General features: G+C 46.4%; 20 protein-coding genes. 8 read left to right on the top strand and 12 right to left on the bottom strand.

Annotated elements, in window-relative coordinates; genetic code table 11:
* Positions 1 to 24: 24 nt before the first annotated feature.
* From RID53_RS04875 to RID53_RS04855, 5 genes are all read right to left on the bottom strand, one after another.
* Positions 25 to 1014: a hypothetical protein gene (locus tag RID53_RS04875; protein ID WP_446387048.1), complete on the bottom strand. Its 990-nt coding sequence runs from the start codon at positions 1012 to 1014 to the stop codon at positions 25 to 27.
* A 997-nt stretch (positions 1015 to 2011) separates the two neighbouring features.
* Entirely contained in the window at positions 2012 to 3283 is a 1272-nt protein-coding gene (locus RID53_RS04870; protein ID WP_446387081.1) for a SufS family cysteine desulfurase, read from the bottom strand.
* Between the two features lie 157 nt (positions 3284 to 3440).
* Positions 3441 to 3647 (bottom strand): hypothetical protein, encoded by a 207-nt coding sequence (locus RID53_RS04865; RefSeq protein ID WP_446387047.1) that lies wholly within the window; start codon positions 3645 to 3647, stop codon positions 3441 to 3443.
* 511 nt (positions 3648 to 4158) lie between these two features.
* A complete protein-coding gene (locus RID53_RS04860) occupies positions 4159 to 6795 on the bottom strand; it encodes a TIGR03960 family B12-binding radical SAM protein (RefSeq protein WP_446387046.1) in 2637 nt (878 codons plus the stop codon).
* 259 nt (positions 6796 to 7054) lie between these two features.
* On the bottom strand, positions 7055 to 7429 hold the full coding sequence (locus tag RID53_RS04855; protein WP_446387045.1) for an STAS domain-containing protein: 375 nt from the start codon (positions 7427 to 7429) through the stop codon (positions 7055 to 7057).
* Between the two features lie 605 nt (positions 7430 to 8034).
* Here RID53_RS04855 and RID53_RS04850 point away from each other — a divergent pair.
* The gene (locus RID53_RS04850) at positions 8035 to 8229 is read left to right on the top strand and encodes a hypothetical protein (RefSeq protein WP_446387044.1); all 195 of its coding nucleotides are present in this window, start codon (positions 8035 to 8037) and stop codon (positions 8227 to 8229) included.
* An 84-nt stretch (positions 8230 to 8313) separates the two neighbouring features.
* Here RID53_RS04850 and RID53_RS04845 read toward each other — a convergent pair whose 3' ends face one another.
* From RID53_RS04845 to RID53_RS04830, 4 genes are all read right to left on the bottom strand, one after another.
* On the bottom strand, positions 8314 to 8700 hold the full coding sequence (locus RID53_RS04845; protein WP_446387043.1) for a hypothetical protein: 387 nt from the start codon (positions 8698 to 8700) through the stop codon (positions 8314 to 8316).
* 145 nt (positions 8701 to 8845) lie between these two features.
* The gene (locus tag RID53_RS04840) at positions 8846 to 9136 is read right to left on the bottom strand and encodes a hypothetical protein (protein WP_446387042.1); all 291 of its coding nucleotides are present in this window, start codon (positions 9134 to 9136) and stop codon (positions 8846 to 8848) included.
* A 197-nt stretch (positions 9137 to 9333) separates the two neighbouring features.
* The gene (locus RID53_RS04835) at positions 9334 to 9900 is read right to left on the bottom strand and encodes a single-stranded DNA-binding protein (protein ID WP_446387041.1); all 567 of its coding nucleotides are present in this window, start codon (positions 9898 to 9900) and stop codon (positions 9334 to 9336) included.
* A gap of 346 nt (positions 9901 to 10246) precedes the next feature.
* Positions 10247 to 12787, bottom strand: a complete 2541-nt coding sequence (locus RID53_RS04830; protein WP_446387040.1) for a sugar phosphate nucleotidyltransferase — start codon at positions 12785 to 12787, stop codon at positions 10247 to 10249.
* A 370-nt stretch (positions 12788 to 13157) separates the two neighbouring features.
* Here RID53_RS04830 and RID53_RS04825 point away from each other — a divergent pair, with 370 nt between their 5' ends.
* Together RID53_RS04825 and RID53_RS04820 are read left to right on the top strand one after the other, a co-directional pair.
* Entirely contained in the window at positions 13158 to 13349 is a 192-nt protein-coding gene (locus RID53_RS04825) for a hypothetical protein (protein WP_446387039.1), read from the top strand.
* Positions 13350 to 13352: 3 nt separating this feature from the next.
* Complete coding sequence (locus RID53_RS04820) at positions 13353 to 14288, top strand: precorrin-6A/cobalt-precorrin-6A reductase (RefSeq protein ID WP_446387038.1); 936 nt, start codon at positions 13353 to 13355, stop codon at positions 14286 to 14288.
* 41 nt (positions 14289 to 14329) lie between these two features.
* Here the strand turns inward: RID53_RS04820 and RID53_RS04815 are convergent, their stop codons facing one another.
* Complete coding sequence (locus RID53_RS04815) at positions 14330 to 14830, bottom strand: 2TM domain-containing protein (RefSeq protein ID WP_446387037.1); 501 nt, start codon at positions 14828 to 14830, stop codon at positions 14330 to 14332.
* 265 nt (positions 14831 to 15095) lie between these two features.
* Here RID53_RS04815 and RID53_RS04810 point away from each other — a divergent pair, with 265 nt between their 5' ends.
* Together RID53_RS04810 and RID53_RS04805 are read left to right on the top strand one after the other, a co-directional pair.
* Complete coding sequence (locus tag RID53_RS04810) at positions 15096 to 16217, top strand: site-2 protease family protein (protein WP_446387036.1); 1122 nt, start codon at positions 15096 to 15098, stop codon at positions 16215 to 16217.
* Between the two features lie 142 nt (positions 16218 to 16359).
* Positions 16360 to 17403 carry a pentapeptide repeat-containing protein gene (locus tag RID53_RS04805; RefSeq protein ID WP_446387035.1) on the top strand — a complete coding sequence of 348 codons (1044 nt, stop codon included), beginning with the start codon at positions 16360 to 16362 and terminating at the stop codon, positions 17401 to 17403.
* 139 nt (positions 17404 to 17542) lie between these two features.
* Here the strand turns inward: RID53_RS04805 and RID53_RS04800 are convergent, their stop codons facing one another.
* Positions 17543 to 17671: a hypothetical protein gene (locus RID53_RS04800; protein WP_446387034.1), complete on the bottom strand. Its 129-nt coding sequence runs from the start codon at positions 17669 to 17671 to the stop codon at positions 17543 to 17545.
* Between the two features lie 2 nt (positions 17672 to 17673).
* Positions 17674 to 18297 carry a hypothetical protein gene (locus RID53_RS04795; protein WP_446387033.1) on the bottom strand — a complete coding sequence of 208 codons (624 nt, stop codon included), beginning with the start codon at positions 18295 to 18297 and terminating at the stop codon, positions 17674 to 17676.
* A gap of 261 nt (positions 18298 to 18558) precedes the next feature.
* Between RID53_RS04795 and RID53_RS04790 the strand changes: the two genes are divergently transcribed.
* The 3 genes from RID53_RS04790 (at position 18559) to RID53_RS04780 (ending at position 24668) form a co-directional block, all read left to right on the top strand.
* Positions 18559 to 19092, top strand: coding sequence for a DUF928 domain-containing protein (locus RID53_RS04790; RefSeq protein ID WP_446387032.1), 534 nt, complete (start codon positions 18559 to 18561; stop codon positions 19090 to 19092).
* Between the two features lie 54 nt (positions 19093 to 19146).
* A complete protein-coding gene (locus RID53_RS04785) occupies positions 19147 to 21858 on the top strand; it encodes a WD40 domain-containing protein (RefSeq protein ID WP_446387031.1) in 2712 nt (903 codons plus the stop codon).
* Between the two features lie 83 nt (positions 21859 to 21941).
* Complete coding sequence (locus tag RID53_RS04780) at positions 21942 to 24668, top strand: toll/interleukin-1 receptor domain-containing protein (protein ID WP_446387030.1); 2727 nt, start codon at positions 21942 to 21944, stop codon at positions 24666 to 24668.
* Positions 24669 to 24916: the final 248 nt, after the last annotated feature.

Raw genomic sequence — 24916 nt, 5'->3', positions numbered from 1 at the left:
TGCGCCCCTACAAATACCCACCGATTATGGAGAACAAAGGATAGTTCTAAGTTTTTTCGGAATCTCTTCAAAATACTCTAACAAAAAATCCATAATTGCCAAATGGCGCAAATCAGCGGGTTTAGGAGGGCGATGTCCTTGACCTAGGTTAAACCAACATTGTACGGTTCCCAGGGAGCGATCGCAAATATGAGAAATTTGTTCATAGGTGACATCCCACTTAGCATAAAAGTCCCTGGGTGTCATCCCTAATTCACAGTAACAGTAAAGGTCAATGATGTATTGTTCACGTTGAGTAATTGGGCGAGGCTGGTGGGGATAGTGGGTATTGTAGCGTCCTCTGGGACTATGCAGAGATGGAGGCGCTATCGCACGGCGAGAATGGGTGGGATAACGGTATGAATAGCCATTCTCTTCGCTGGGTGCAACGGTATCAGGTATTTTTTCTAAATCTTCTTCCCAAGCCATATCTGTGGTAATCCAAGCTGCACTGGGCGAATCGGGGGCGAGTTGAATCAGGTAGCAAACCGTCCACTGATCACGATCATGATTATATTCATAGAAGCGTCCCAGAATCACGCCCCAATCAGGATTTGGGGTTTTCCATTGAACGCGATCGCCTTCTTTGTAGCGGGGGGTAGGAAAAGTGTTGAGTGTTGTGTAGGGGCGGGTTTCACTACTATCGTTTCTTGTTTCCCCAGATGTGACTAAACCCGCCCCGACTGAGTGTGGAGTCATCTCCCTCATCTCCTCCATCTCCTCACCATGACGCAGGGTATTTAATTCGCCAGCGATGAGTTTACCGTTGAGGCTTTGAGTCAACTGCTGAATAAACAGCTTGGCGAGGATTTTGACTTCAGCATCGGTTAGATGCATTTGGGATGCATCAAAGTCAACATCGCTGTAGTGCTTGAGGTAGGAGAGGAGTTGAGTAACGCCAACATCCTCTAACCCTTGCGTGTCAATGGTTTCGGTGGTATTGCAAGTATCGAATTGAGGCGGTAGATGTCTCATCATATTTTGGTCTTTTGTGTATTTGTGACAATAGTATAACAAAACAAGCAAAAAAACACCCTTTTCTCTCAAAAAAAAAGAGTAAAGGGAAACAATTTGCTCCAAAAAACGTAGGGTGGGTTAGGCGGGACTTCAACTGAGACAGGAACCATTTAGTGAGCTGTCCGCCGTAACCCACCGATGTTCAGGTGGGGAATTTTTTAAAGTTTGTAGTTTGTCGTAAGGGATGCGAGCCTATCTTTGCTTAAAGCCATTAAATACAGGGCGGGTTTTGTTGTTCAGTTATGGTTAACTAGCCCAATGGAGTCCCTAAACCCGCCCCTACAATAGATTGATATTTGAAACCTATTTATATGATGGTTCCCCTTCTCCCTTGATGAGAGAAGGGGTTAGGGGATGAGGGTGAAATGTTTACCAGTCGAACTTTTCAGCTTAAGTTGAAACGCATAACGTCTATGCGCCTCTACATTATCCCCCCATAAAAATCATCGCTCCATCGGGGGATTGGACACCGATGGAGCGATGATTTATAACGTAGGGGCGCACCGACGTGCGCTCTTTGTTTAAAGATGTACGCTCTTTGTTCATAGATTAGTAGCGAGCAAGATGCTCGCACTACAATAAATTTCACCATTATTGACATAAACCTGTCAATGCCGAATAGCTTATTGCTATACGTGTAATACCTGACGCTTCAGGGCGTTAGGTTAAAATTATTATATTTTCCCAATATTTAGGGTCTGTTGAATAAGTCTTGTGGTGGGGAGATGCAACAGGAAACAGGCAACAGTTTCAACCCTTTTAAACCAAAATGTCAAAAAAATTAATCCATTGTAGGGGCGGGTTTAGGAACTCAATTGGGTGGCTTAACGATAACTGAACAACAAAACCCGCCCTTTATTTAATGGCGCTAAGGATTTTGGACTTGTGCAGCAATCCTCAATTATTCAGAACGGCTGCAATTGGGACAAATGGCGATAACCCGATAATTTATTCTTTATCTTGCCTGACATTGCAATGCTATCACAAAGGGAATCGCCTCTTTTAAAGCACTGATAAATGTATCAATTTCCTCACGGGTGTTGTAGAAATAGGGACTCACGCGAGCCGTGCAAGGAACTCCTAAAATCCGGTGCAAGGGTTGGGTACAATATTGACCTGCCCGAATCGCAATTCCCGCCTGATCCAACACTTGCGCTAATTGATACGGGTTGATCGTGCCGCAGGTAAATGAGGCTAACGCGGCTCTACCACTCCCGTCTTCTTTGGGTTTAGGACCATAAATTTTTAGACTGGGAATCGTGTTTAACTGCTCAAACAAATAGGCAGTCAATTCATGTTCATACGCCTGGATTTTGTCCATACCAATAGCGGTGAGGTAATCCACGGCGGCACCCAGCGCGATCGCTTCCCCCGTGGCGGGAGTTCCGGCTTCAAAACGGTAGGGAATATCGGCATAGGTGGCATGATCCAAAAAAACCTCAGCTATCATCTTCCCGCCCCCCAAAAACGGCGGCATTTCTCTGAGTACATCTAATTTCCCATACAGGAAACCAATCCCGGTGGGAGCGCACATTTTGTGTCCAGACGCCGCTAACCAATCGCAATCAATCGCTTGTACATCAAGTTTTAGGTGGGGTGTACTTTGACAAGCATCAATTAATACTTTCGCGCCATAGTGATGCGCCAGTGCGGTAATGTCTTGGATTGGGTTAATACATCCCAAGGTGTTGGAAATATGAACAATGGATACCAGTTTCGTGCGATTGGAGAGTAGAGTTTTAAACTGGTCTAGGTTAAATTCTTGAGTGTCGGTCAATTCGACAAATCTTAACACAGCACCTGTGCGTTGGGCGATTTGTTGCCACGGGATCAGATTGCTGTGGTGTTCCATCACCGAGAGAATGATTTCATCTCCAGGCTGTAAGTTTTTCCCTCCCCAAGTGGAGGCGACTAAATTAATTCCTTCTGTGGCGTTGCGGGTATAGATAATTTCTTGAGCAGATGTGGCATTAACAAATGTGGCAATTTTCTGCCGTGCGTTTTCGTAGGCTTCGGTGGCTTGGGAACTCAGGGTATGAATGCCTCGGTGAGCATTGGCGTTAGTATGCTCATAGTAGTTCTGCCAAGTCTTAAGAACTTGTGAAGGTTTTTGGGAAGTTGAGGCATTATCTAGGTAAACTAAAGGTTTACCGTTAATTTTATCGTGCAAAATCGGGAAGTCAGCCCGAACTTTGGCGGCAAGCTGTTGTTCTGTGGCAAGTATCATAGTCATCCAGATTGGAAATTGTCTGTATATTGTTCTAGATCAATTTTCATCTTGAATGGCATGAAATCCAAGGGAGAAAATGATAAATTAAGTATCATTTTCTCAGAAAAATAGCCAAGCACTGCCTGGAATATTAAGTGGGTGGACACAATTAAAGTTAACGGTTCTCCTGCTTCGCTTGCAAATCATCTCTTGCTTGTGCATCAGAGATAGCCTGTTCTCTTAAAATGTCGGCATCAGTCTGATTATTAGCGGTATTGGTAGCAGCAGGGTTGGGTTCTTCACCCGATGTATCCGGCTGATCAACATCTCCAGGTGTTTCTAAGTCGGCAGGTCTGGTATCGTAGGATTTAGGCGTTTTCATCAGTTTGTTTGAAATACTCAACGCCTATAGGCTATCCAGCCGAAGTTAGTTTCTCGTCTATCCTGAGAATGAGTTACAGCGTATTGCAAGTTCGTGAGGTACAGTCATTTGCCCTCTGATCAAGTAGTTAGCCTTGGGTTTAAACCCAAGGAACCCAAGCGAAAGTCAGCTAAAGCTGACTAGACCAAGAATAATGGCACTGACTTAAGCCTTTTGGAATCGCCGGAACTCTTGCTATACCCTAGGTTAGGTACTATCTATCAGCTTTAAGTTATAGCACTACGCACACAGGTTAGGACAAAAGAAGAAAAAATTAAATCGCTCAATCCCTTGATGAGTCAGTGTTTTTCTTCACTATTGCCCATTGCCTATTGCCCATTGCCTAGCGCGTAGCGCTATAGTACCATTCGGATTAAAAGTTTTAGTCCACTTTAGTGGACTTGAGCTTTTAGCCCGGAGTTTGAACTCCGGGCGGGTGTCGGGGCTTTAAGTCAGTGCTATTGATCCTAGGTTAAATCGCTTCACCTAAAATGAGCTGTTGTCGATGACTGTGCAATAACTGAAAGTCCTGTGGCCCCACCTGCTCTACCATATAGATGATATCTTCAGGTCGCAGTAGCGTGCCGTCATTCCGACAACTGCCAACATACCGTAGCACAGCAGGTTGAGACGGGGCGTCTGTTTTCACCTCTATCAGTTCTAACTCAAATAAGCGATCGCGCAAATTCACAGACTTCTTCTTCCCCGACTTGGTTCGCTTCTCTAGCCAAATCGCCTCAGCCTGATTTACCTGATCAACCCAATCTTGCCACTGTTCCCACGACGCTGATCCCGCTTCGCTTACCACTTCAAGCCGATACTCCGCTTTCTCTAAGAGTCGGGTTGTCGCTGGCACCTTTAAATCTGCTTCTTCAACCTGATACACCGGAATATCTGGCGGAAGCTGATCCGCTAGCCGTTGCTGAAACTCCGCCACATCCATCGATTCGGTTAACTCAAAGTCAGCAATCTCGCCACTACTCGACATCCCTAATGATAAGGCATTCGCGATCATAATCCGGGGTCCAGGATGATATCCCCCAGTAAAGGTAATCGGTAACGATGCCCGTCTCACGGCACGGTCAAATAACCGGACTAAATCCAAATGACTGACTAATGTCATTTCGCCTACCTTACCGTACCACACCCGCAACCGCTGCGCTTTGTGTTGATTGGGCTTAAAATGACCTGTAAATTCGGGAATTTGCGGCGGTTCAAAGACAATATTATGACCGAAATCCGTGCCACAGATCCCACAGTGAGAACAGCCCTCAAAGGCGCAATCGGGTACAGTCGCTGCATCTAGGGCGCGTTGTAAGTCTTCAATCAGCCAGTTTTTATCAATCCCGGTATCCAAATGATCCCAGGGTAAGGGGGCATTCAGGGAATTTTGATTGGGGATTGGGGATTGTGGATCGTTGAGGGTTGAATCATGAAACACATTCCATTCACCGTTCTCGACTTGGCGATATTTCCAGGTAAGATCTGATTCTGCGATCGCACCTTCCCAAGCCGCAAATGCTTTATCCAGACTTTCCCACCATGCATCCATTCCCGCACCCAATTCCCAGGCGCGACGCACCACCGCCCCTAAGCGTCTGTCACCTCGCCCGACAAAGTCTTCCATTGCCGAAATTCGCACATCGGTGTAGTTGACTTTCACACCCTTAATCCGGCGGAATGCCTCGCGTAATAATTCCTGTTTACGGATAAACTCAGACGTAGACACCGAATGCCACTGAAATGGTGTATGCGGCTTGGGGGTAAAATTAGAAATTGTGATATTAAAGCCAAACCGTTTCCGCCCCGATGCCCGACATTCTTGCTGCAACCACCTTACCGTTTCAGCAATCCCGATCACATCCGCATCGGTTTCACCGGGTAAGCCAATCATAAAGTAGAGTTTAACTTTATCCCACCCTTGCTCAAACGCCGTCTTCACACCCCGCAGCAATTCTTCGTTGGTGAGTCCCTTATTCACAATATCCCGCATCCGCTGGGTTCCGGCTTCTGGGGCAAAGGTTAACCCGCTTTTGCGCGTACCGCCGATAATATTGGCAATATTTTCATCAAACCGATCCACCCGTTGGCTGGGAAGAGACAGGGAAATGTTCTCATTTTTGAGACGATTCTTTACTTCCAATCCCACGGCGGGTAGGGATAGGTAATCGGAACAGGAAAGAGAAAGCAGGGAAAACTCATTATATCCCGTCGCCCCCATCCCTTTGGCGATCGCATCCACGACTTTCTCCGGTTCCACATCTCTGGCGGGACGGGTTAACATTCCCGGTTGACAAAAACGACAACCCCTGGTACAACCGCGTCGAACTTCAATGGTTAGCCGATCATGAACGGTTTCGATATAGGGGACGAGTCCAATAGAATACTCCGGGATTGGCGTCGCTACCCGCCGCAGAATCCGCGCTGGTACATCCGGGCGATTGGGATGAACTGAACCATCCTCTGCCATGTCGTAGAATTGTGGCACATAAACCCCCGGAATCTGCGCCAAGTCTAAGAGTAATGCAGTGCGAGTTAATCCGGCGGCTTTGCCTTCTTCGATAACTAAACCAATTTCCGGGAGTAATTCTTCCCCATCCCCCAGCGCCACAACGTCTAAAAAGTCGGCGTAGGGTTCTGGGTTGGATGTCGCGGTTTGTCCGCCAGCAAAAATGAGGGGAATTTCTGTAATCGGGTGATTTGCCCGTTCTTGCCAAGTGAGGGGAATCTGGGCTAAGGAGAGCATTTCCAGAATATTTGTCGCCCCAAGTTCGTAGCTAAGGCTGAATCCCAGGATATCAAACTCGGTGAGCGATCGCCGATTTTCGACTGTAAACAAAGGTGTCTGAGTGTCCCGCAATTTCGCGGCTAAATCCGGCGCAGGTAAGTAAGCGCGATCGCAAAGTTGTCGAGGTTGAGTGTTTAGGATGTTGTAGAGAATAATATGTCCTAAATTAGATGCACCCACTTCATAGACTTCTGGGTAGGTTAATACCCAGCGCACCTTAGCGGTGTCCCAGGGTTTATGAACAGCACCTAACTCATTTCCCAGGTAGCGGGCTGGTTTGATGATGTCTTTGGTCAGTAGTTTCTCTGGTGCGATCGTCATGACAACCTTGCCCCTCTGAATCGAGTGCGGTTAACCCTTACAACTCATCCATCTTACAGAAGACTAGCAATAATGCCCAATGGTCACTCGACAATCGTCCTGTGACTGTCTCCAATAAGAACACAATAAATTTGTCAGGGAAGTGTACAATTCACCTACTTTTATGATAGAGTTTTAGTTTTTCGATATCAGGGACATCTGCTTGAGAGCGTTATCAGGGAACACTACTAAGCGTTTAAGCTAGCTAATGCCAAAGGAATTAAGCATAAGCCATTGTCCGTCTTGGGCTGTCTTCGTGAGCGGCTAAGGTTGCCAAGAAAGCATCATAGCTTTCAAAGATTTCCATAGCTTGATCCAGTTGAGTTAGCTCAAAAATCATCCGAACCGAATCCCCCACACCACAAATGCTAAAGCGCTGGTTTCGCTGTTGCGCTAAACGCAACGCGGATACCAATACACGCAAGCCAGCACTGTCAAGGGTTTCTACCTGCTGCATATCCACCAGCACCGTCGAATAGCGTTCCGACAAAATAGCCGATTTCAGTTGCCGATCCAATTCAACCGTATTAGAGGCATTAACCTGACCCGTTGGTCTAACGATTGATAATTTGGTGTTTAAAGTTGCGATTGCCATAGCTCACTCCTCAGATTTGTATAGGTTAAGACATTGGATTAGAGAATCCACCTAAAGATAGCGCGTCAATTCTCCAATCTGCTACAAGTTTTCATTAACAACGGGTTAAGGTTTTCTAGCGTGGGGTTTTACTTTCTTCAGTTTTTTAGTGTTCCTTAAAAAAAGATTAAGTTTTGTAGCCTAATATACTGAATAATGAACACTTAGCCCAAAGTCATATCCCACAATTCCTGCTGCACGAAATGTTTATCCTTAATACCAGTTGCTTTATATCTATAATTAATAGCCTATTTGTGGCATCTTCCTTCGGGTAGAGAATAAAATGAATCACATCTTAGCATTTATTCTACCTCTTTAACAATGTTTCGTATAATCAAATACACTAATTAATTACCCAAGAAGGACTGACCTGCGATAAACTGTTTGAATTGCTGCTTTTTCAGCGGCTTAAGCACACTGTTTGCTTAGTTATCAAATCAATTCATTATACGAGTTTTTGCCAAATAGCAGTGATATAGATCACCCAAAAAAATGATTAGAATCACGCTCTTGCCTAGTAATTCCCCAGAGAATTGATCTAGTATGGAATTCTGTGCAATAAGAGAGTGAACACCACCTACGTTATCCGTCATTTGGTTGAAAGAGCGCTTTATATCAGGCAACTAACTCCTGATATAGAGAATGAAATTAACTACGAATTAACTCGCTTAGGATATATTTCCGATGCCGATTACGAAGCCCTTGAATTATTAATGGCTGAGATGGATGCGGGTAGAATCCGGTTAGTTCCTAGTGTTTAGAGCGTTACGTTAAGCATCACCAGCTAGACGGGAAATTTTTGTAAGTGCCAAAAGCCAGTTTTAGATTACCCTATAGAATTGATTTCATTTCATGGATGACTCAAACTCCTGAGGATAGGTTTGCCAAACTTCAGCAATGAAATCAGCAAGTTGATGGCGAGTATCAGAATTATCTTTTGGGTGATGATGTAAGTCTTCCAGTTGTGCGAATAGAGGAATGATTTCCGTATCCCAAACCAGTCGTAAAAACTTTGTGGGCCAAAGTATGTCAGGTCCTTGACGCAAATCATACAATCTGAGAGATTGAGGGAGAACCGAGGTTATGTCTTCATTCTCGCTAGAGGTTACAGCTAGCATTAAAGGGCGCAACCAGCAAATCTGCCGCCATTCAACGACTTCAATCACTTCAGCGTATAAATGGCGTGTTGCGTATTCTAAACAAACGATCTGGTGAGTCTGAATAATGCTCATTTTGTCACAATATTTTTCATAAAAACCACCCCTCGGTTGAATCTCAATCTGAGGGGATAACCTTAAGTATTTGCCGTAATCCAATACTAACAAGGATTACAGCATTTTAGAATTATTTTATTATAGGCACATCCGCCACCTTGGGCTAATTCAGCGTCATACTCTGATTAGTTGCACAATAGTCTCGACAATTAATCGCTTGTTCCGAATTGGCAACAGACGGATGAATGGTACATTTGAGACGATAATCATTGGTAAAAAATTGACAGTGGCTACAAGGGATTTGATGCATACGCTTAGCATTTGCCACACCGTCTTTAATCGCCAACCCGACTGTTACTAGGGTTATGATTACTATTGTCCACGCTAGACAAAAGCACAAGGGTATGAGAAAAGGCTGAATCGCCTGAATGAGGGGGTAGAGAACTTGAAACACAATTCTATCCTATCTGACAAATTAACCAACACTATTATTAAAACTAATCTGAATGATTAGTTTTGGGAATTATAGCAAATTTTGCCAGATTCGATCATCAGTACCGCAACATTGGCAGTCAAATATCTTACCAAGTTGCGGCTCATTGCAGTTGATAAGTAGGGGGGTGAAAGACGCTAAGGCTGTCCCCATTATCTTTAAAACGGAATATCATCTAAATCTTTCTGGGTATCGGGAACCGGGGGAACGTTTGGCACTGGAGAGGGTTCATAACTCGGCTGATCAATCGGCGATGAATAATCATAGTCCTGATCTCTCGGTGCAGATACAGGTGCCGGGGTTGGAGGGGCGGGACGCGATCGCATGGGAACAACATTCTCTGATTTCTTGGGTGATGATGGGATTGTTGTCGCCTGCATCGTTGGGGAAACGGTAGCCGTTTGTAGCCCCATGTCCGTATCTGCACCCAGTTTATGAACTCGATAAGTGGTTAATTCAGCCCGTTTTTCTTTAAATCCTTCGGGGCGCTCAATCGTATTCATACTCAGACGCCCTTCAAGGACGACAAGATCACCAACCCCATAGTTTTCCTTGATTTCTTGAGCCAAATTGCCCCAACCGACTACTTTGAGTGTTGCGGGTGGATCGTCGGATCGCATACTGGGGAACTGCACCAGCATTTGGGCAATAGGGGTTTGATTATCCGAGGTGTAACGCAGTTCTGGATCTTGAATAATTTGTGCCATCAAGACGCAGCTATTCATCGTTAATATCTCCTGGCGCTTTGGGTAATCGGTCTATTCATTGACCGTGACTGCTAGTTGAGTAGCGCTTATGTTTGGGACAATTGGTCGTTTCAAAAACCATATTCGCCCATTCTATCATTACTACTCCTGACCCAGCAGACGTATGTTGACCATTGAAAAAAGGAGTCCGTTGTTATTACTCAACGTCCTCCTTCTTTAATTTAGAACAAAAGTACTATATTGTCAGGGGGGAGAGAGTTTTGAGCCTGTAGGGGCGGGTTTCACAACTATCGTTTCTGACCTAACCCAGATGTGACTCAACCCGCCCCGCTTCCTCCATCAGCTTACCGTAACCCGCCTGGACTTAGACAGGCGATTCAGCTGTGGGCAGTTCCAGCCCTTGCTCTTGTTCGATGAACTCTTGCACATAAGTGCGATATTTTCTCAGATTTTCATCGACCCAATTGCGATCATCGCTGTTGGCAAAGACATGGACTAGCGGTTCTCCCGCATCCGGCAAAATCAACACCCAACTGTCTGTTTGCCAATCCACAATTTTCACCCCATCAATAAGTTCTAAGTCATCATTGGCATGGGTTTCGACTAAGTGGCGCATTAATGCTCCCTTGACCGTCCAAGGACAGCGCATGGTATAGGTTTTATGGCACACCCGAGGCAATTCGCTGCGAATCTGACCCAGGGATCGCTCTTGAATTGTCAGCATCTCAATTAACTTAGCGATGCAGAACATGGCATCAAATCCGGGATGGAGTTGCGGAAAAATAAAGCCCATTTCCTCAGAACCACCCAACACAACATTAGGATTAGTTTGAGAGGCTTCCATCAACGCCGCTGGATTCGCTTTAGTACGAATCACTCGACCATCATGACGACGGGCGATTTGTTCCACAGCACTGGAGGTATGAACCGGAACCACTACAGTACTGCGAGGATGAGCCGTCAGCATCACGCTAACCATCAGCGCGGTTAGGGTTTCCCCGCGCACGGGCATTCCGGATTCATCCACCAAGATCAGTTGTTCCCCATTGGCGGACACCTGGACGCCAAAATTACCTTTAAGGGCTTCCACCACTTGACCGAGTTGGGTGAGTAATCCTTCTCTTTCATCGGCGGAGAGGGACATTTGATTTAAACTGGCATTGAGGACAACCGCATCACAGCCGAATTTTGCCAACAAGACGGGGAGAACTGCCCCAGAAACTGCATAAGCATAATCAATCACTAATTTTGCGCCACTATTGCGAATCGCTTGCACATTTAAATACCGTTCAAAGCCGACGCTATAGAGATCGAGTAACTGACTGGGGTAGTTGACATTGCCAATTTCTGGAATCGGCGATCGGCGCAAGTCCTCTTTGAAGTAAGCCCCTTCAATTTTCTTCTCCTTGGCTTTGGAGATATTGATGCCGTGGGAATCAAAAATCTCGATCAGAATATAGTCGGGGCGATCCGGGTGTACCCGGACGTGAATTCCCCCAGCAACCGCTAGGGTGGGTACAACCAGACGGGCGATGGGGATGGCTGTGGCTTCCAAGTTCTGGACGTGAATCCCCACGGACATTAAGCCCGCAATTAGCGATCGCGATACCATGCGGGAGATACTGCGTTGATCGCGAGAGACGGTGATTTGAGACCCCGGTTTTAAGGTTGATCCGTAAGCCGCACCCAATTTGACGGCAAACTCTGGCGTAATATCAATATTCGCCAAGCCTTGAACGCCACGTTGACCAAAAAGATTCCGTTGCGCTGTACTCCCCCAAATCAGGTTCATGTTTAACATGGCACCCGATTCAATTTTCTTGCTGGGCCAAACCCTCACACTAGGGCTAATTTGGGCTTCTTCTCCCACGGTTGATAGAGAACCGACAACCGCACCTTCCAAGACATGGGCGCGACGATCCACCCTAGTGCCTCGGGAAATGACACAAGCCCGCAGATGGACTTCATCACCAATAATCGAACCATTCCAGAGAATCGGACGCTTCAGGTCAGCGTAAGCCCCAACGGAGACATTATCCCCAATCACGGTTCCGGCTTCAATATTCACCCCTGGACCAATGCGACAATTACTGCCAATTAGGGCTGGGGTTTCGATTTTAACCGTAGGATCAATGGATGTATTTTGTCCCACCCATAGTCCTGATCTGCGCTCTTCGTAAGCAAAATCAATCTCTACCTTTCTATCTAAGGCGTCGTAGTGGGATTCGCGGTAAGCATCGAGATGACCGACATCACACCAATATCCATCTGCGACAAAGCCATACATGGGTTCCCCTTTGTCTAAGAGTAGGGGAAACAGGTCTTTAGAAAAGTCAGATTCTGTGTTTTCGGGCAGGTAATCTAAGACAGACGGTTCTAAGATGTAAGTGCCTGTATTTACCGTATCCGAGAAAATCTCACTGGTTGAGGGTTTTTCTAAAAAGCGGCGAATCCGCATTTGCTCATCGGTAATTACCACCCCAAATTCCACAGGATTGGGGACACGGTAGAGAACAATGGTGGCTTTAGAGTTACGGCTTTTATGGAATTCAATGGCGGCTTTTAAATCAAAGTCGGTGATGCTGTCACCACTGATCACAATGAAGGTATCATCGAGTAATTCGGCAATGTTTTTCACGCAACCGGCAGTACCGAGGGGCTGCTCTTCTTCGACGGCATACGTCATTTGCACGCCAAAGTCACTGCCATCTTGGAAATAATCCCGCATTACATCGGGGAGGTAGTACAGTGTAGCAATAACTTCGGTGATATTATGGCGTTTGAGTAGGTTGATAATGTGTTCGGCGATCGGTCGATTGAGTACCGGCACCATGGGTTTGGGCAGATCACAGGTTAAGGGTCTCAGACGTGTTCCCGAACCGCCTGCCATCAGCACTGCTCGCATAAGTCCTCCTAAAAATTTTTGGCTTCACGGTGTTTGCACCGTATATTTTTCTATTTATTGTCTCGTTTAACTAAGCTAGCCCGGTCATGCTACAACTGAACTCTAATGGATAAATAGACTAGAACTGAACTTAATGCTACTTTGACTTGTAGTCGGGATCAATTCTACCTAGGGCTGAAATGTGGCATCTAAAAGGCTGAAAACGTTATTGTAAAAGTGATTCAAGGATTCGTATACTGCCAGATGTAACCGGAGACGTTTTGGGGGAGTTGGTCTAAAATGAGTGAATTAGCAGGTTCGCTTTTGCTCGGCTGAGGCTTTGCAGTCGGTGTGAAACAGTCCCTGATTCGGTTTCTTGGGGGTTAATTGGATGAAAGTATTAGTTTTGCTTGTGTTGGGGATTTATGGCTACGGTGTTTGGAAGTTGTGGACGGGGTTCAATCGGACAAACTTCTCTCGTAGCTTGCCTAACCGAATTTATTTGTCTTTGTTGTGGCCCGCTTTAATTGTGGCAAATAAGTCTTATCGGAAAAATTTTACCAGAGCGCTTAAAGGTCGGTAGGTTTTGCCAGAGAGTCAAAGTCTGTGGCTGATTGGTGGGACAAGTGAGAGTGTACAGTTAGCAGAGGCGATCGCGTCTCTAAATTTACCTTGTCTGGTTACGGTGACAACAGCCGCCGCCGAGTCCCTTTATCCTCAAACGCCAAATTTACAGATACAAGTGGGGCGCTTGAATACTAAGCAGATTGAGCAGCTTTGTCAACAGCAGCCTATTAGAGCCATACTTGATGCATCTCATCCCTATGCGGTAGAAATTTCCCGAATGGCGATCGCGACTGCACAACGTTACCAGATTCCCTACCTGCGTTTTGAACGTCCTGTCGTTCAAGGAGATGGGGGAGATCAGGGCGGGTTTAGTCACATCAGGGTGACAACAAATGATAATAGTGAAACCCGCCCCTACACATCGGTCAGGGCGGGTTTTGAACAAAGGTTATCATCAACAGCGAAACCCAATTCCCTAAACCCGCCCCTACAGACGAATAATGAACCATCTGTGATTAGCTTAGACAGTTTTGAAACCTTGGTGGCGGGTGACTATTTAAATCAACAACGGGTACTGTTAACCACGGGCTATAAAGTTTTATCCTTATTTCAAGACTGGCAAGCGCGATCGACTTTATTTGCCCGGATTCTTCCCGCCGTTACGTCTCTAGAGGCGGCTATAGCAGCAGGATTTAGTCGCGATCGCATTATTGCGGTACGCCCCCCTGTACCCTTTGAATTGGAAATGGCACTCTGGCGTCACTGGGATATTTCACGGGTGGTGACTAAGGCGTCTGGGGTAGCCGGGGGAGAGGCGACGAAGCGACAAGTGGCGGCGCAGTTGGGAATTCCATTAATTGTCATTGATCGTCCGGTGGTAATGTATCCACAGCAAACCAGTGATGTCGCCGTAGCGTTGAAGTTTTGCCAGAGATATTTAGGGATTGCTGAATAAGTATTGTGTGCAGCAATCCCTATTTATGAATGACTGAATCCTTATGTTGCCTTAATCCAACTGTTCAACCGGGTAAAAATGGATTGAGTCAACTGATTCAACTGTTGCTGGCGATACCACTTTTGAAACGCTTTTTCATAAGCGTCTCCTTGAAGTTGATAAGTATTCCACGTCTTCAAACCCAGTCCTGCTCCCCAAAACAAGAGAATATACAATGCCCAGGAAAGCTGACCCGCACTGAGCAGATTAATTACAACCAAAAAGCCATTAACGATAATATATTTGCCCAAACGCTGCTTTAATTGGCTGCGCCGATACTGTTCAAACTCCCGGCGCTTGTGCTGCTGTTGTTGCTGAAGCCGCCATTCCTGTTCCGCTAGTTGGAGGTTCGCTGGCGAGATTCCCAATTCAGCGGCAATTTCTACAAGCTGCGTCCGGGAAAACTCACCGCCATTGGCTTGACGGACGATCGCGAGATTCAGGATTTGCTGGAGTTCTTCTTGGTGATAAGACTGGATAGTGGTGGGTTCAGAAACAGACATGACCTAAATTAAGAGGATGAGTGGGCTGAAGATGAAAACAAAAAATAGTGGCACATTGAGGTTGTCCTTCCTCTATTATTATCAACCACACCTAGACAGACGGTACAGACTAGCTGATGTTCACAACCGAACCCCTGGGATCGGATTTTACGAAAAATAATGGTGGAACGGAAGTTTTACATTTCGTTACGATAGATTCAGACCCCAAGGAGGACACTATAAAAACAAAAACGTTTTCTTTGAGAGTAGATTTGAGGTAATTCGTATGAACGGTAGTATTCGTGTTGGTAATTTATTGGGGATTCCCTTTTATGTAAACCCCTCCTGGTTTTTGGTTCTCGCTTTGGTCACGTTTGAGTTTGGGGGATATCTCGGCGGATTTGCTGGATTGACAGGTCTCTTACCCTGGATGTTGGGATTCGTGGGGGCGCTGTTGCTATTTGCCTCGGTTTTAGCCCATGAATTGGGGCATAGTTTAGTCGCCATTCGCCAGGGCATTGAGGTGAAATCGATTACCCTGTTTCTCTTTGGGGGTCTAGCCAGCTTGGAGAAGGAATCTCAAACGCCAGCCGAAGCCTTCTGGGTCGCGATCGCAGGTCCTTTAGTTAGTTTAGCCCTTTTTGCCCTATTTACGGGTATCGGCGTGAGCAGCGGCGTCTCTGGTCCCTTAGCAGCCATTCTCAGTTTACTGGCTTCGATCAATTTAGTTTTAGCCCTATTTAACCTGATTCCTGGCTTACCTTTAGATGGTGGGAATATCCTCAAATCCGTGGTTTGGAAAATCACCGGGAATCCCTATCGCGGTGTTGTTTTTGCCAGTCGGGTTGGTCAGGTTGTCGGATGGTTGGGAATCAGCATCGGTATCCTTTCGGTCTTAGGTCTGAGTAACATTGGTAGTATCTGGACGCTATTAATTGGGGTATTCCTGCTACAAAATGCGGGGATGTCAGCGCAATCAGCTACCCTGCAAGAAAAACTCCAGGATCTCAAAGCTGAAGATGCGGTAATTCCAGAGAGTCCAATTATCTCAGCGGATCTGTCGCTGCGGGACTTTGCCAACAACTACATTATCGGCAAAAAAGAATGGCGCAAGTTCTTGGTGACTGATGAACAAGGACAATTGATCGGTGCGATCGCGGTTGATGATCTCAAAACTATCCCCACCTCGAACTGGACAACGACTCCAGTCAGCGAACTGATCAAGCCTGTGGAGTTGGATGCGATCGTCAAATCGGATCAGTCTCTGTTAGAAGTGATTACGCTGCTGGAACAAGGCAAATTTACTCAATTGCCGGTGGTGCGCGAAAATGGAGTCCTGGTTGGACTATTGGAAAAGGCATCAATTGTGAGTCTCCTAGAGAAGCGAACTCAAACCAATCCCGCTTAAACCGATTGGCGTCACTGAAATTAAAGACTTAAGCCTAATCCCTCGAATAAAGTTCGGGGGATTTATAATAGATGGGCATCCTGAATAAAATAAAAAACCCTCGTCTTATCAAAGATGTATTAGGAGGTTAAATAGTGATTCAGTGAAGACACAACTTAAGCGATTAATCTTTTGGTTACGAAAATTCTCAGTTCATTTCGTCGCTTATTTCTGGAAGTTACCCACTTGGTCAGTTGTGGTTGGAGCAACTGTTCTGGTCATTGGCGTGATCCTGATCACGGATGAGAACTCTCAACTCTCTAAAATTCTGAATAATGTTGAAGCTATCAGTATTTTTGCAGCGGTTGTTTTATTTTTAAAAGAAACGCCGAATCGAAAAAAACAATTCTATTACCAAGCTTGGCGCACAATAGACGCTGCCCATGGACGACAAACTAGCTATGCCCGGGTTCACGCCTTGCAAGATTTGAATGAAGATGGTGTGAGTTTGAGAGGACTCAATATTCCGGGAACAAATTTACAAGGTATCAACTTACCGAAAGCATTTCTCTATGAAGCTAACTTACAAGAAGCTAATTTAATTACCGCTGATCTGAGTAACAGTCACCTGGATAAAGCGAAACTTACTAAAGCGAAACTGAATGCCGCGAAACTCTCTGGTGCTTGCTTGATTGCCACAGATCTGAGTCATGCGGATCTGAGTGAAGTTAACCTGAGAGGTGCTGATCTGATTGATGCTAACCTGAGCCATGCTAATCTTATTGGTGCTAATTTAAAGGGTGCGGATTTGAGTCGGGCGGATTTGAGTCATGCTAACTTGAGTAGAACGGATCTGAGTCAAGCCGATTTGATGGATACTATCCTAAGTGACGCTGATCTGAGTGGGGCTAATCTGAGTTATGCTGACTTCAATAATGCGGATTTAAGTGATGCGGATTTGAGTGGGGCTAATCTGAGAAATACTGATTTTACCGATGCTAATTTAAGTGGTGCTAACTTAAGCGGGGCGGATTTGAGGGGGGCAGATTTGAGTGATGCTAATCTGAGTGATGTTAATCTGAGTGACGCTAATCTGAGTCAAGTTGATATCAGCAATGCTTATTTTGATGGCGTCAATATCCAACCCACTAAATTAAAAAAAAACGAAAATATTTTGTATCATCGAGAGGCTAAACGCAGGATTTAAAAAGGTGAATTTTCAGCAGTTTTTAAGTTATAGCAACCGCCATAGCGGTTAGGACACATCATTTATGTAGAGACGCGCCATGGCGCGTCTCTACAATGGTGCCGAAAGTCCTAATCGATGTGTCTACTGCTATAGTAGATTAGGGGCTGCTGAATAAGTCTTGTGGTGGGGAGAGGGAATAGGGAATAGGCAACACCTCAGCTTCGCTCGGTGTGTCATGGGCAATCGTAATATCTATATGGATGCGATCGCGTCCGTTATCAACCACTATCAACCACTACCCTTGATAGTTGAAACCTTTCCCAGCAATCGAATTAAAGTTATTCCAGTTAACCCTGCAACTAACATCCACGTTACCCCTAAACCCAGAACTTCGCTGAGAAACATCTGGGTGAAGCGGCGCAAAAGTCCGCCGACAATCCAACCTACAGTTAAGCCGATTGCCCAGTATAGAGTATTGGCAAAAATCCATCCCCAAGCTTTGCTAACATACTGTCTGAGAACCCACCATTGTGCCATTCCCAGGATTAGCCCCAGAGTTGCACCATCGACGACTCCATACACCAACCGAGGGAAAAGACGCATCGTTCGGGGAGCAAACCAACCGATGACTCCAAAGGAACTCAACCCCATGACTCCCCAACCGAGGAGACTGGCAATAATCCACCACCAGGCGGAGGAAAGGTATCGTCTCAAGACTAGCCATTGGGCGAATCCGATTATCGTCCCGCCAATGATCCCCTCAATCATATTAATATCGGGTCTTTCTCCAATCTCGATCCAAAATAGACTTGCCACAAAACCCAACAGCGTCACCAATAGCCACTGCAACCAGACGCTACAGCTAGTTTCGATGGGTTTGATTGGGGATTGATAGTTAATGGTTACTGGCACACCAATGACAACGATTCAGAACAGCGCAAAAATATCTAAGGAGTCGCCTTAGATCTGTAATATATATATTACTAGGTATTACCGCCTCCATTGCCTCTCACAAGAGGAGACTAAAGCATAATCATGAAGATTGTCTTTAAAAAACTCTGGGTTTTTTAAAGTTTTGATGAAGATCAGCTTAAATTTATTTTTCCAGATAAAACGGGAAATTTTCGATTATTATGGGTTTAGAAGTATCAATTAGGTTTCACACATCTACCAATGGATAGATTAAAGTCTTTTAAGTCTTTGAGTCTGGTAACCGGGGTATTCACGACAATCTGGGTAATGGGGATCGGCTGGCAACCCCCGCTACAAGCCCAGTCTAATGAAGATGTAAACGTTTTAACTGCCCAGCTTTCACCATCGCGCGATCGCGGCGCTGGGTTGCGCGGTGCTGGATGTGGCGAAGCAACGATTACCCCCTTGATGCCTACTAACGATCAGGGGGTTTATTTAGTGGCGCTGAACTCGCCCGCAACACTTTCATGGCAAGTACCGGAAACCACTGTCACCTCCGCCGAATTTCTCCTGGTGGATCAGAGTTGGAATCCAGTTTATCAAACCATGATTGAGATTCCTGAAGCAGGCGGTGAGGTTGAAATCACGCTTCCCAATGATCTTTCTCTAAAAAGGGAAACAGATTATTACTTCCAGTTTGCCTTAGTCTGTGATGCGGCTGATCGCACCAAAGATAATGCCATCCAAGGCGCAGTGCAGTTCACCGCCCCCGATGCTTCCACCCCAGAAGAATAACGATCATCACTGAACCCGATTCATAGAACCTAGACACTTCAAGGTGTGCAATTTATGAAAGAAGCCTTTATTTCTTATTCCCGGCGCAATAAGGAATTTGTGCTGAAACTGCGGGAGGCATTTAAAAACGCTAACCGTGAGGTTTGGGTGGATTGGGAAGGCATTCCCCTAACCGCTGATTGGCGACAAGAAATCTACCAAGGAATCGAAGAATCGAATAATATCGTCTTTGTGATTAGCCCAGATTCAGTGGCATCCAAAGAGTGCGGTGTCGAAGTAGACTGTTCCCTAAAACACCATAAGCGAATTCTGCCGATACTATATCTGGATGTTGACCCAGACGCGATCCATCCAGAGATGAGAGAACTTCCCCAGATTGATTTTCGCGAAGGTACGGATTTTGAACAGGCGTTTGCAGAACTGCTGCAAGCCATTGACACGAATAAAGAGGATACCCAAGAACATACGCGCTTGTTAGTGCAAGCCATGGAATGGGAAAAAAAAGGACGCAATACTAGCCTCCTATTAAGCGGAAGTGAACTGACATCAGGAGAATCCTGGCTGGTGTGGAGTTCAGAACAAAAACCTTTTCCTACACCTCTGCATCGGGAATACGTTGGACTCAGTCGTCAATGGGTCACTCGTCAGGCAAAACGATCCATTATTGGAGTTAGCTTGGCGCTGGGTGTGTCTACTCTCTTAGGACTTGTCGCGTTCTGGCAATATCAGCGATCGCAAAAACTTTTTGTCCAAGCCCAGCAAGAACAGCTTATTGTCCAAAGTACCACCTCCGACGCTTTATTTGTTTCCCAGCAAAAATTTCCTGCCCTTTTAGAATCCCTAGAGGCGGCTAAAACGCTGCAACAAGCCAACTGGGTTAGCCGAGAACCTCAACTTCATTCAACGATTTCCACGGCGTTACTTCAGTCTGTCTATTGGGTGAATCAATCGAATCAATTAGACGGGCATACAAATAAAGTTCGCAGCGTTAGTTTTAGCCCCGACGGTGAACGTATTGCCTCGGCTAGTAGTGATCATACGGTTAAACTCTGGCAGCGAGATGGGAGTTTAATCAAAACCCTAGAAGGGCATCGCGATCGCGTCCGAGAGGTCAGCTTTAGCCCTGATGGTGAAATGATTGCTTCGGCTAGCCGGGATGGGACGGTAAACCTGTGGACAAAAGACGGGGCGAAGCTACATAGCATTAATGCCCATGATAATGATATTTACGATGTCACTTTTTCCCCCGATAGTCAAATCATTGCCTCAGCCAGCCAGGATGGGACAGTAAACCTATGGAGTCGAGAGGGTGAACTCCTGAATTCCTTAACTGGACATAATGCCCCAGTTATCAGTGTCAGCTTCTCGGCTGACGGTCAACAGTTGGCATCGGCTAGCGCCGATCAGACGGTGAAACTCTGGACAATCGAGGGTAAAGAATTACAAACCCTGACAGGACACCAAGGAGAGGTCACAAGTGTGAGTTTTTCCGGGGATGGTCAACTCATCGCCAGCGCCAGTCAGGATAAAACAGTGAAACTCTGGACGATTGAGGGGGAAGAACTGCAAACGCTAACGGGTCACACTGATGGCATCTGGCAGGTGACATTTAGCCCGGATAGTCAACGCCTTGCCACCAGTAGTAAAGACAAAACCATCAAACTCTGGAATCGGGAGGGAACCCTACTCAATACCCTCACCGGACATAGCAGTCAGGTATTTGGGGTGGATTTCAGTCCAGATGGGCAAACTCTAGCATCAGCGAGTGATGACACAACTGTGAAACTCTGGAAACTAGACAATCCCTTCGTCAAAACCTTGCCCCAATCCGGTATTAGTCCCAGTTTCAGCCCCAATGGAGATTTAATCGCGATCGCATCCGGAATCGATGTCACTCTCTGGAGTCCAGACGGCAAGAAATTAAACACCCTATCCGGACATAAAAATTGGGTGGAAAGTGTCAGTTTTTCTCCCGACGGTGAAACCATTGCCTCAGCCAGTGATGACCAAACCGTGAAACTCTGGACAAAAGACGGGAAAGAATTACAGACGCTAAACGGGCATGAGGGAATCGTCTGGACGGTACAATTTTCTCCCGATGGAGAGTATCTTGCCTCAGGGAGTCAAGACCAAACCGTGAAACTCTGGACACCTGATGGTGAACTGGTGCAGACTCTCAAAGGTCATCAGGGTATGGTGTTAGATGTCAGCTTCAGCCCGGATAGCCAAACCATTGCCTCCGCCAGTACCGATGGCACCGTGAAACTGTGGCGTCTAGATGGAGAGACGTTGCATGCAACGTCTCTACAGACGATTGAGGGACATGACGCCGCCGTTGGTAGTGTCAGCTTCTCCCCCGATGGTCAAATCATTGCCACCGCCAGTGATGACCAAACCGTGAAACTCTGGACAACTGAGGGTAAGTTACTCCAGACTCTGGCAGGACATCGCGATCGCGTCTATCGCGTCACCTTTCGACCCGATGGTCAGTTCCTGGCTACTGCCAGTTTAGATGGTACCGTGAAAATTTGGACGCTAGATGGCACAGAAGTCGTTACCTTGAACGGACATCAAGCGGGAGTAGACCATCTCAGTTTCAGTTCCGATGGCAACACCCTGGCATCTACGGATAGAAACGACACCATGATTCTCTGGAATTTAGAGTATTTGGATGACCAATTACTCAACAATCTCATCGCAGCGGGTTGTAATTGGGCAGGAGACTATCTGCAAACCAACTCGAATTCCCTTTGTAAGAAGTTATAAGTGAAGAATAAAACTTACGGCAGCGGATGATGTAACGAAGGACAAATGACGAAGGACAAATGACGAAGGACAAATAACAAAACATGGCTGAAATTTTTATTTCCTACTCCTCCCCCGATAAAGACGCGATTCAGAGACTCTATGACGCCCTCATCCGGGAGAAACGAGATATTTGGCTGAATTGGGAAGAAAGTCCTCTAACCCAGACTGAACCAGAAATAGAAGCCGCCCACACCTGTATTTTCTTTATTAGTCCCCATGCGATTCAATCGGAACGCTGTACTCAAGAATTGGAGTACGCAATTCAACGCTGCAAACGCATTATCCCAATTGTGCTGCGGGATGATCAACTCAAAGGCGTACATCCAGAATTAGCTAGACTCAACTGGGTATTCTTCCGCGAAACTGATAATTTTAATGGGTCATTGGAGTCTCTACTCAAAACCCTGGATACCGATTTAGACCATATTAAGAAACATACCCGCTTGCAACAACTGGCGAAAGAGTGGGATAAGAAACAACGCAATAACCACCTTTTACTCCGAGGAAGTGAACTCGAAGCCGCCGAACAATGGTTCACCACCAGCGCGGAAATCGAACCCAAACCGACCCAACTTCAGCGAGAGTATATTGATGCGGGACGCCAAGCCAGAACCCGTGGTCAAAGACGACTTCTCGCTGGCGTGAGTGTGGCGTTAGGCGCTTCGGTTATTTTAGGGGGAGTGGCATTCGTTCAATATTTAAAAGCCGAACGACTAAGGATGCAAGCCTATACCGGGCAGATTATTAGCCACAGTAAAACCGCAGAAGCGTTGTTTGCGTCTGGTCAAGGCTTTGAAGCCCGATTAGAAGCCCTGAAAGCGGGACGTAAACTGCAAAATGCTAACTGGAGTCAAAAGGATACTCAGTTAAACGCCAATGTGATCACCGCCCTGCAACAAACGGTGTCTTGGGGTAGAGAACGGAACCAATTAGAGGGTCATACGGACAGAGTATGGGATGTCAGTTATAGTCCCGATGGTGAATGGATTGCTACCGCGAGTAATGACCAAACCGTAAAACTTTGGCGTCCAGATGGTACATTAGTTCGTACCCTCACCGGACATACTCAGCAAGTCCGGGGCGTGAGTTTCTCTCCAGATGGGCAAACCCTTGCCAGTGGCAGTTTCGATGGGACGGTTAACTTGTGGAATCAAGAGGGAACCGTGATTAAAACCATCGCCGCCCATGACAATGCAGTCAATAGCGTCAAGTTTAGCCCTGATGGTAAACTCCTCGCCACCGCCAGTAATGACCAAACGGTGAAACTTTGGCAGCCAGATGGCACGTTGGTGGGTACTCTAGACGGACATCAGGGTGAGGTTTATGGCGTGAGTTTCTCTCCAGATGGTGAAACCTTGGCGACGGCGAGTTGGGATGGTACAGTCAAGGTTTGGACGCTAGCGGGTGAACAACGGTTAACCCTGACGGGTCATGAGGGTGGCGTTAGCGGGGTGAGTTTTAGTCCCGATGGGCAAATTATTGCTTCAAGTAGTACAGATAATACGATCAAACTCTGGGGTCAAGACGGCACCCTGATCACCACGCTTACGGGACATGAAAACCAGATCAGGGGCGTGGTTTGGAGTCCCGATGGGCAAACTCTCGCCTCCAGTAGTGATGACCAAACCGTGAAACTCTGGAATCGAGAGGGTCAACTGCTGACAACGCTAACTGGACATCAGGGTGCGGTTTATGGGACGAGTTTTAGTCCCGATGGGCAGACTCTGGCGTCGGCGAGTTTAGATAAGAGTGTAAAACTGTGGCAACTGGGTGAACGTCAGCTTGTTGATACGCTTCAGGGACATCGGGATTCGGTCAATAGTGTCCGGTTTAGTCCCCAGGGGAATTATTTGGCATCCGCGAGTTCAGACAAGACGGTGAAACTCTGGCAAAGTGATGGGATAGAGTTAGCAACGCTGCAAGAGAATAGCGATCGCGTCTATGATGTGAACGTTAGCCCCGACGGTGAGACGCTTGTCACGGTGGGTAATGACAAACGGGTGCGCTTGTGGAACCCAGAGGGGAAACTCCTGAAGACTTTGCCAGGGGAAGACAATCTAGAGGATGGACATCGCGATCGCATAAATCGGGTGAGTTTTTCTCCAGATGGCGAAACCATTGCCACAGCGAGTGAGGATGCAACGATTAAATTATGGAATCGCAATGGAACGCTACTGAAAACCCTCGAGGAACATCGTAGTGGCGTCAATGATATTAGTTTCTCCCCCGACGGTGAGATCATTGCTTCAGTTAGTGATGACAACACCGTGATTTGGGATAAAACTGGCACAGTCCTCTCATCATGGCAGGCAGATGATGAAGCGATCAAAGCCGTGAGTTTTTCCCCTGACGGTGAGACAATTGCCATCGCCAGTGAGGATAAAACCGTGAAACTCTGGAATAAAGACGGCGTTTTGCTACAAACCCTAGAAGGTCATGATAATCCAGTTTATGCGGTAGCATTTTCTCCTGACGGTCAAACCATTGCATCCGGAAGTTTAGACGGGCAGATCAAACTCTGGCAACATGATGGCACGCCAATTGTCACCCTTAAAGGGCATCAGGATGAAATCAGAGGGTTGAGTTTCCACCCCGATAAGCAAACACTGGCATCTGCCAGTTTGGACAACAGCATCATTTTGTGGAATTTGGAGGATGTTAATCAAACCGTTCTCGATAATCTCCTGGTTCGCAGTTGTGATTGGGTAGGGGATTATCTGAAGACTAACCCCAATGTAACAGAGCGCGATCGCGCCCTTTGCAATTAATTAAAGGCAGAGGGCAGAGGGCAGAAAGGAACCTGGCGCGTGATCCTTCGCTAGTCGAACATAATCATAATATTGTGTAGGGGCGGGTTTAGGGACTTTGTTTTGGCTAGGGTAAGCAACTGTAACCAAATACTTGCCCAAAGCTACCCATATTTTGACTTTTTGGGTAAGTTTTAATGTCGCGCCATCCGTTCTATTACGTCGCTAAGGCTATTAGCGCCCAACTCCAGTCGTTTTATCTTTAACCA

Source organism: Coleofasciculus sp. B1-GNL1-01 (genome assembly GCF_040220235.1).
Classification (GTDB): Bacteria; Cyanobacteriota; Cyanobacteriia; order Cyanobacteriales; family Coleofasciculaceae; genus Coleofasciculus.
Note: the sequence above shows the minus strand (reverse complement) of the source record. Positions and strands in the feature narration are given on the sequence as shown.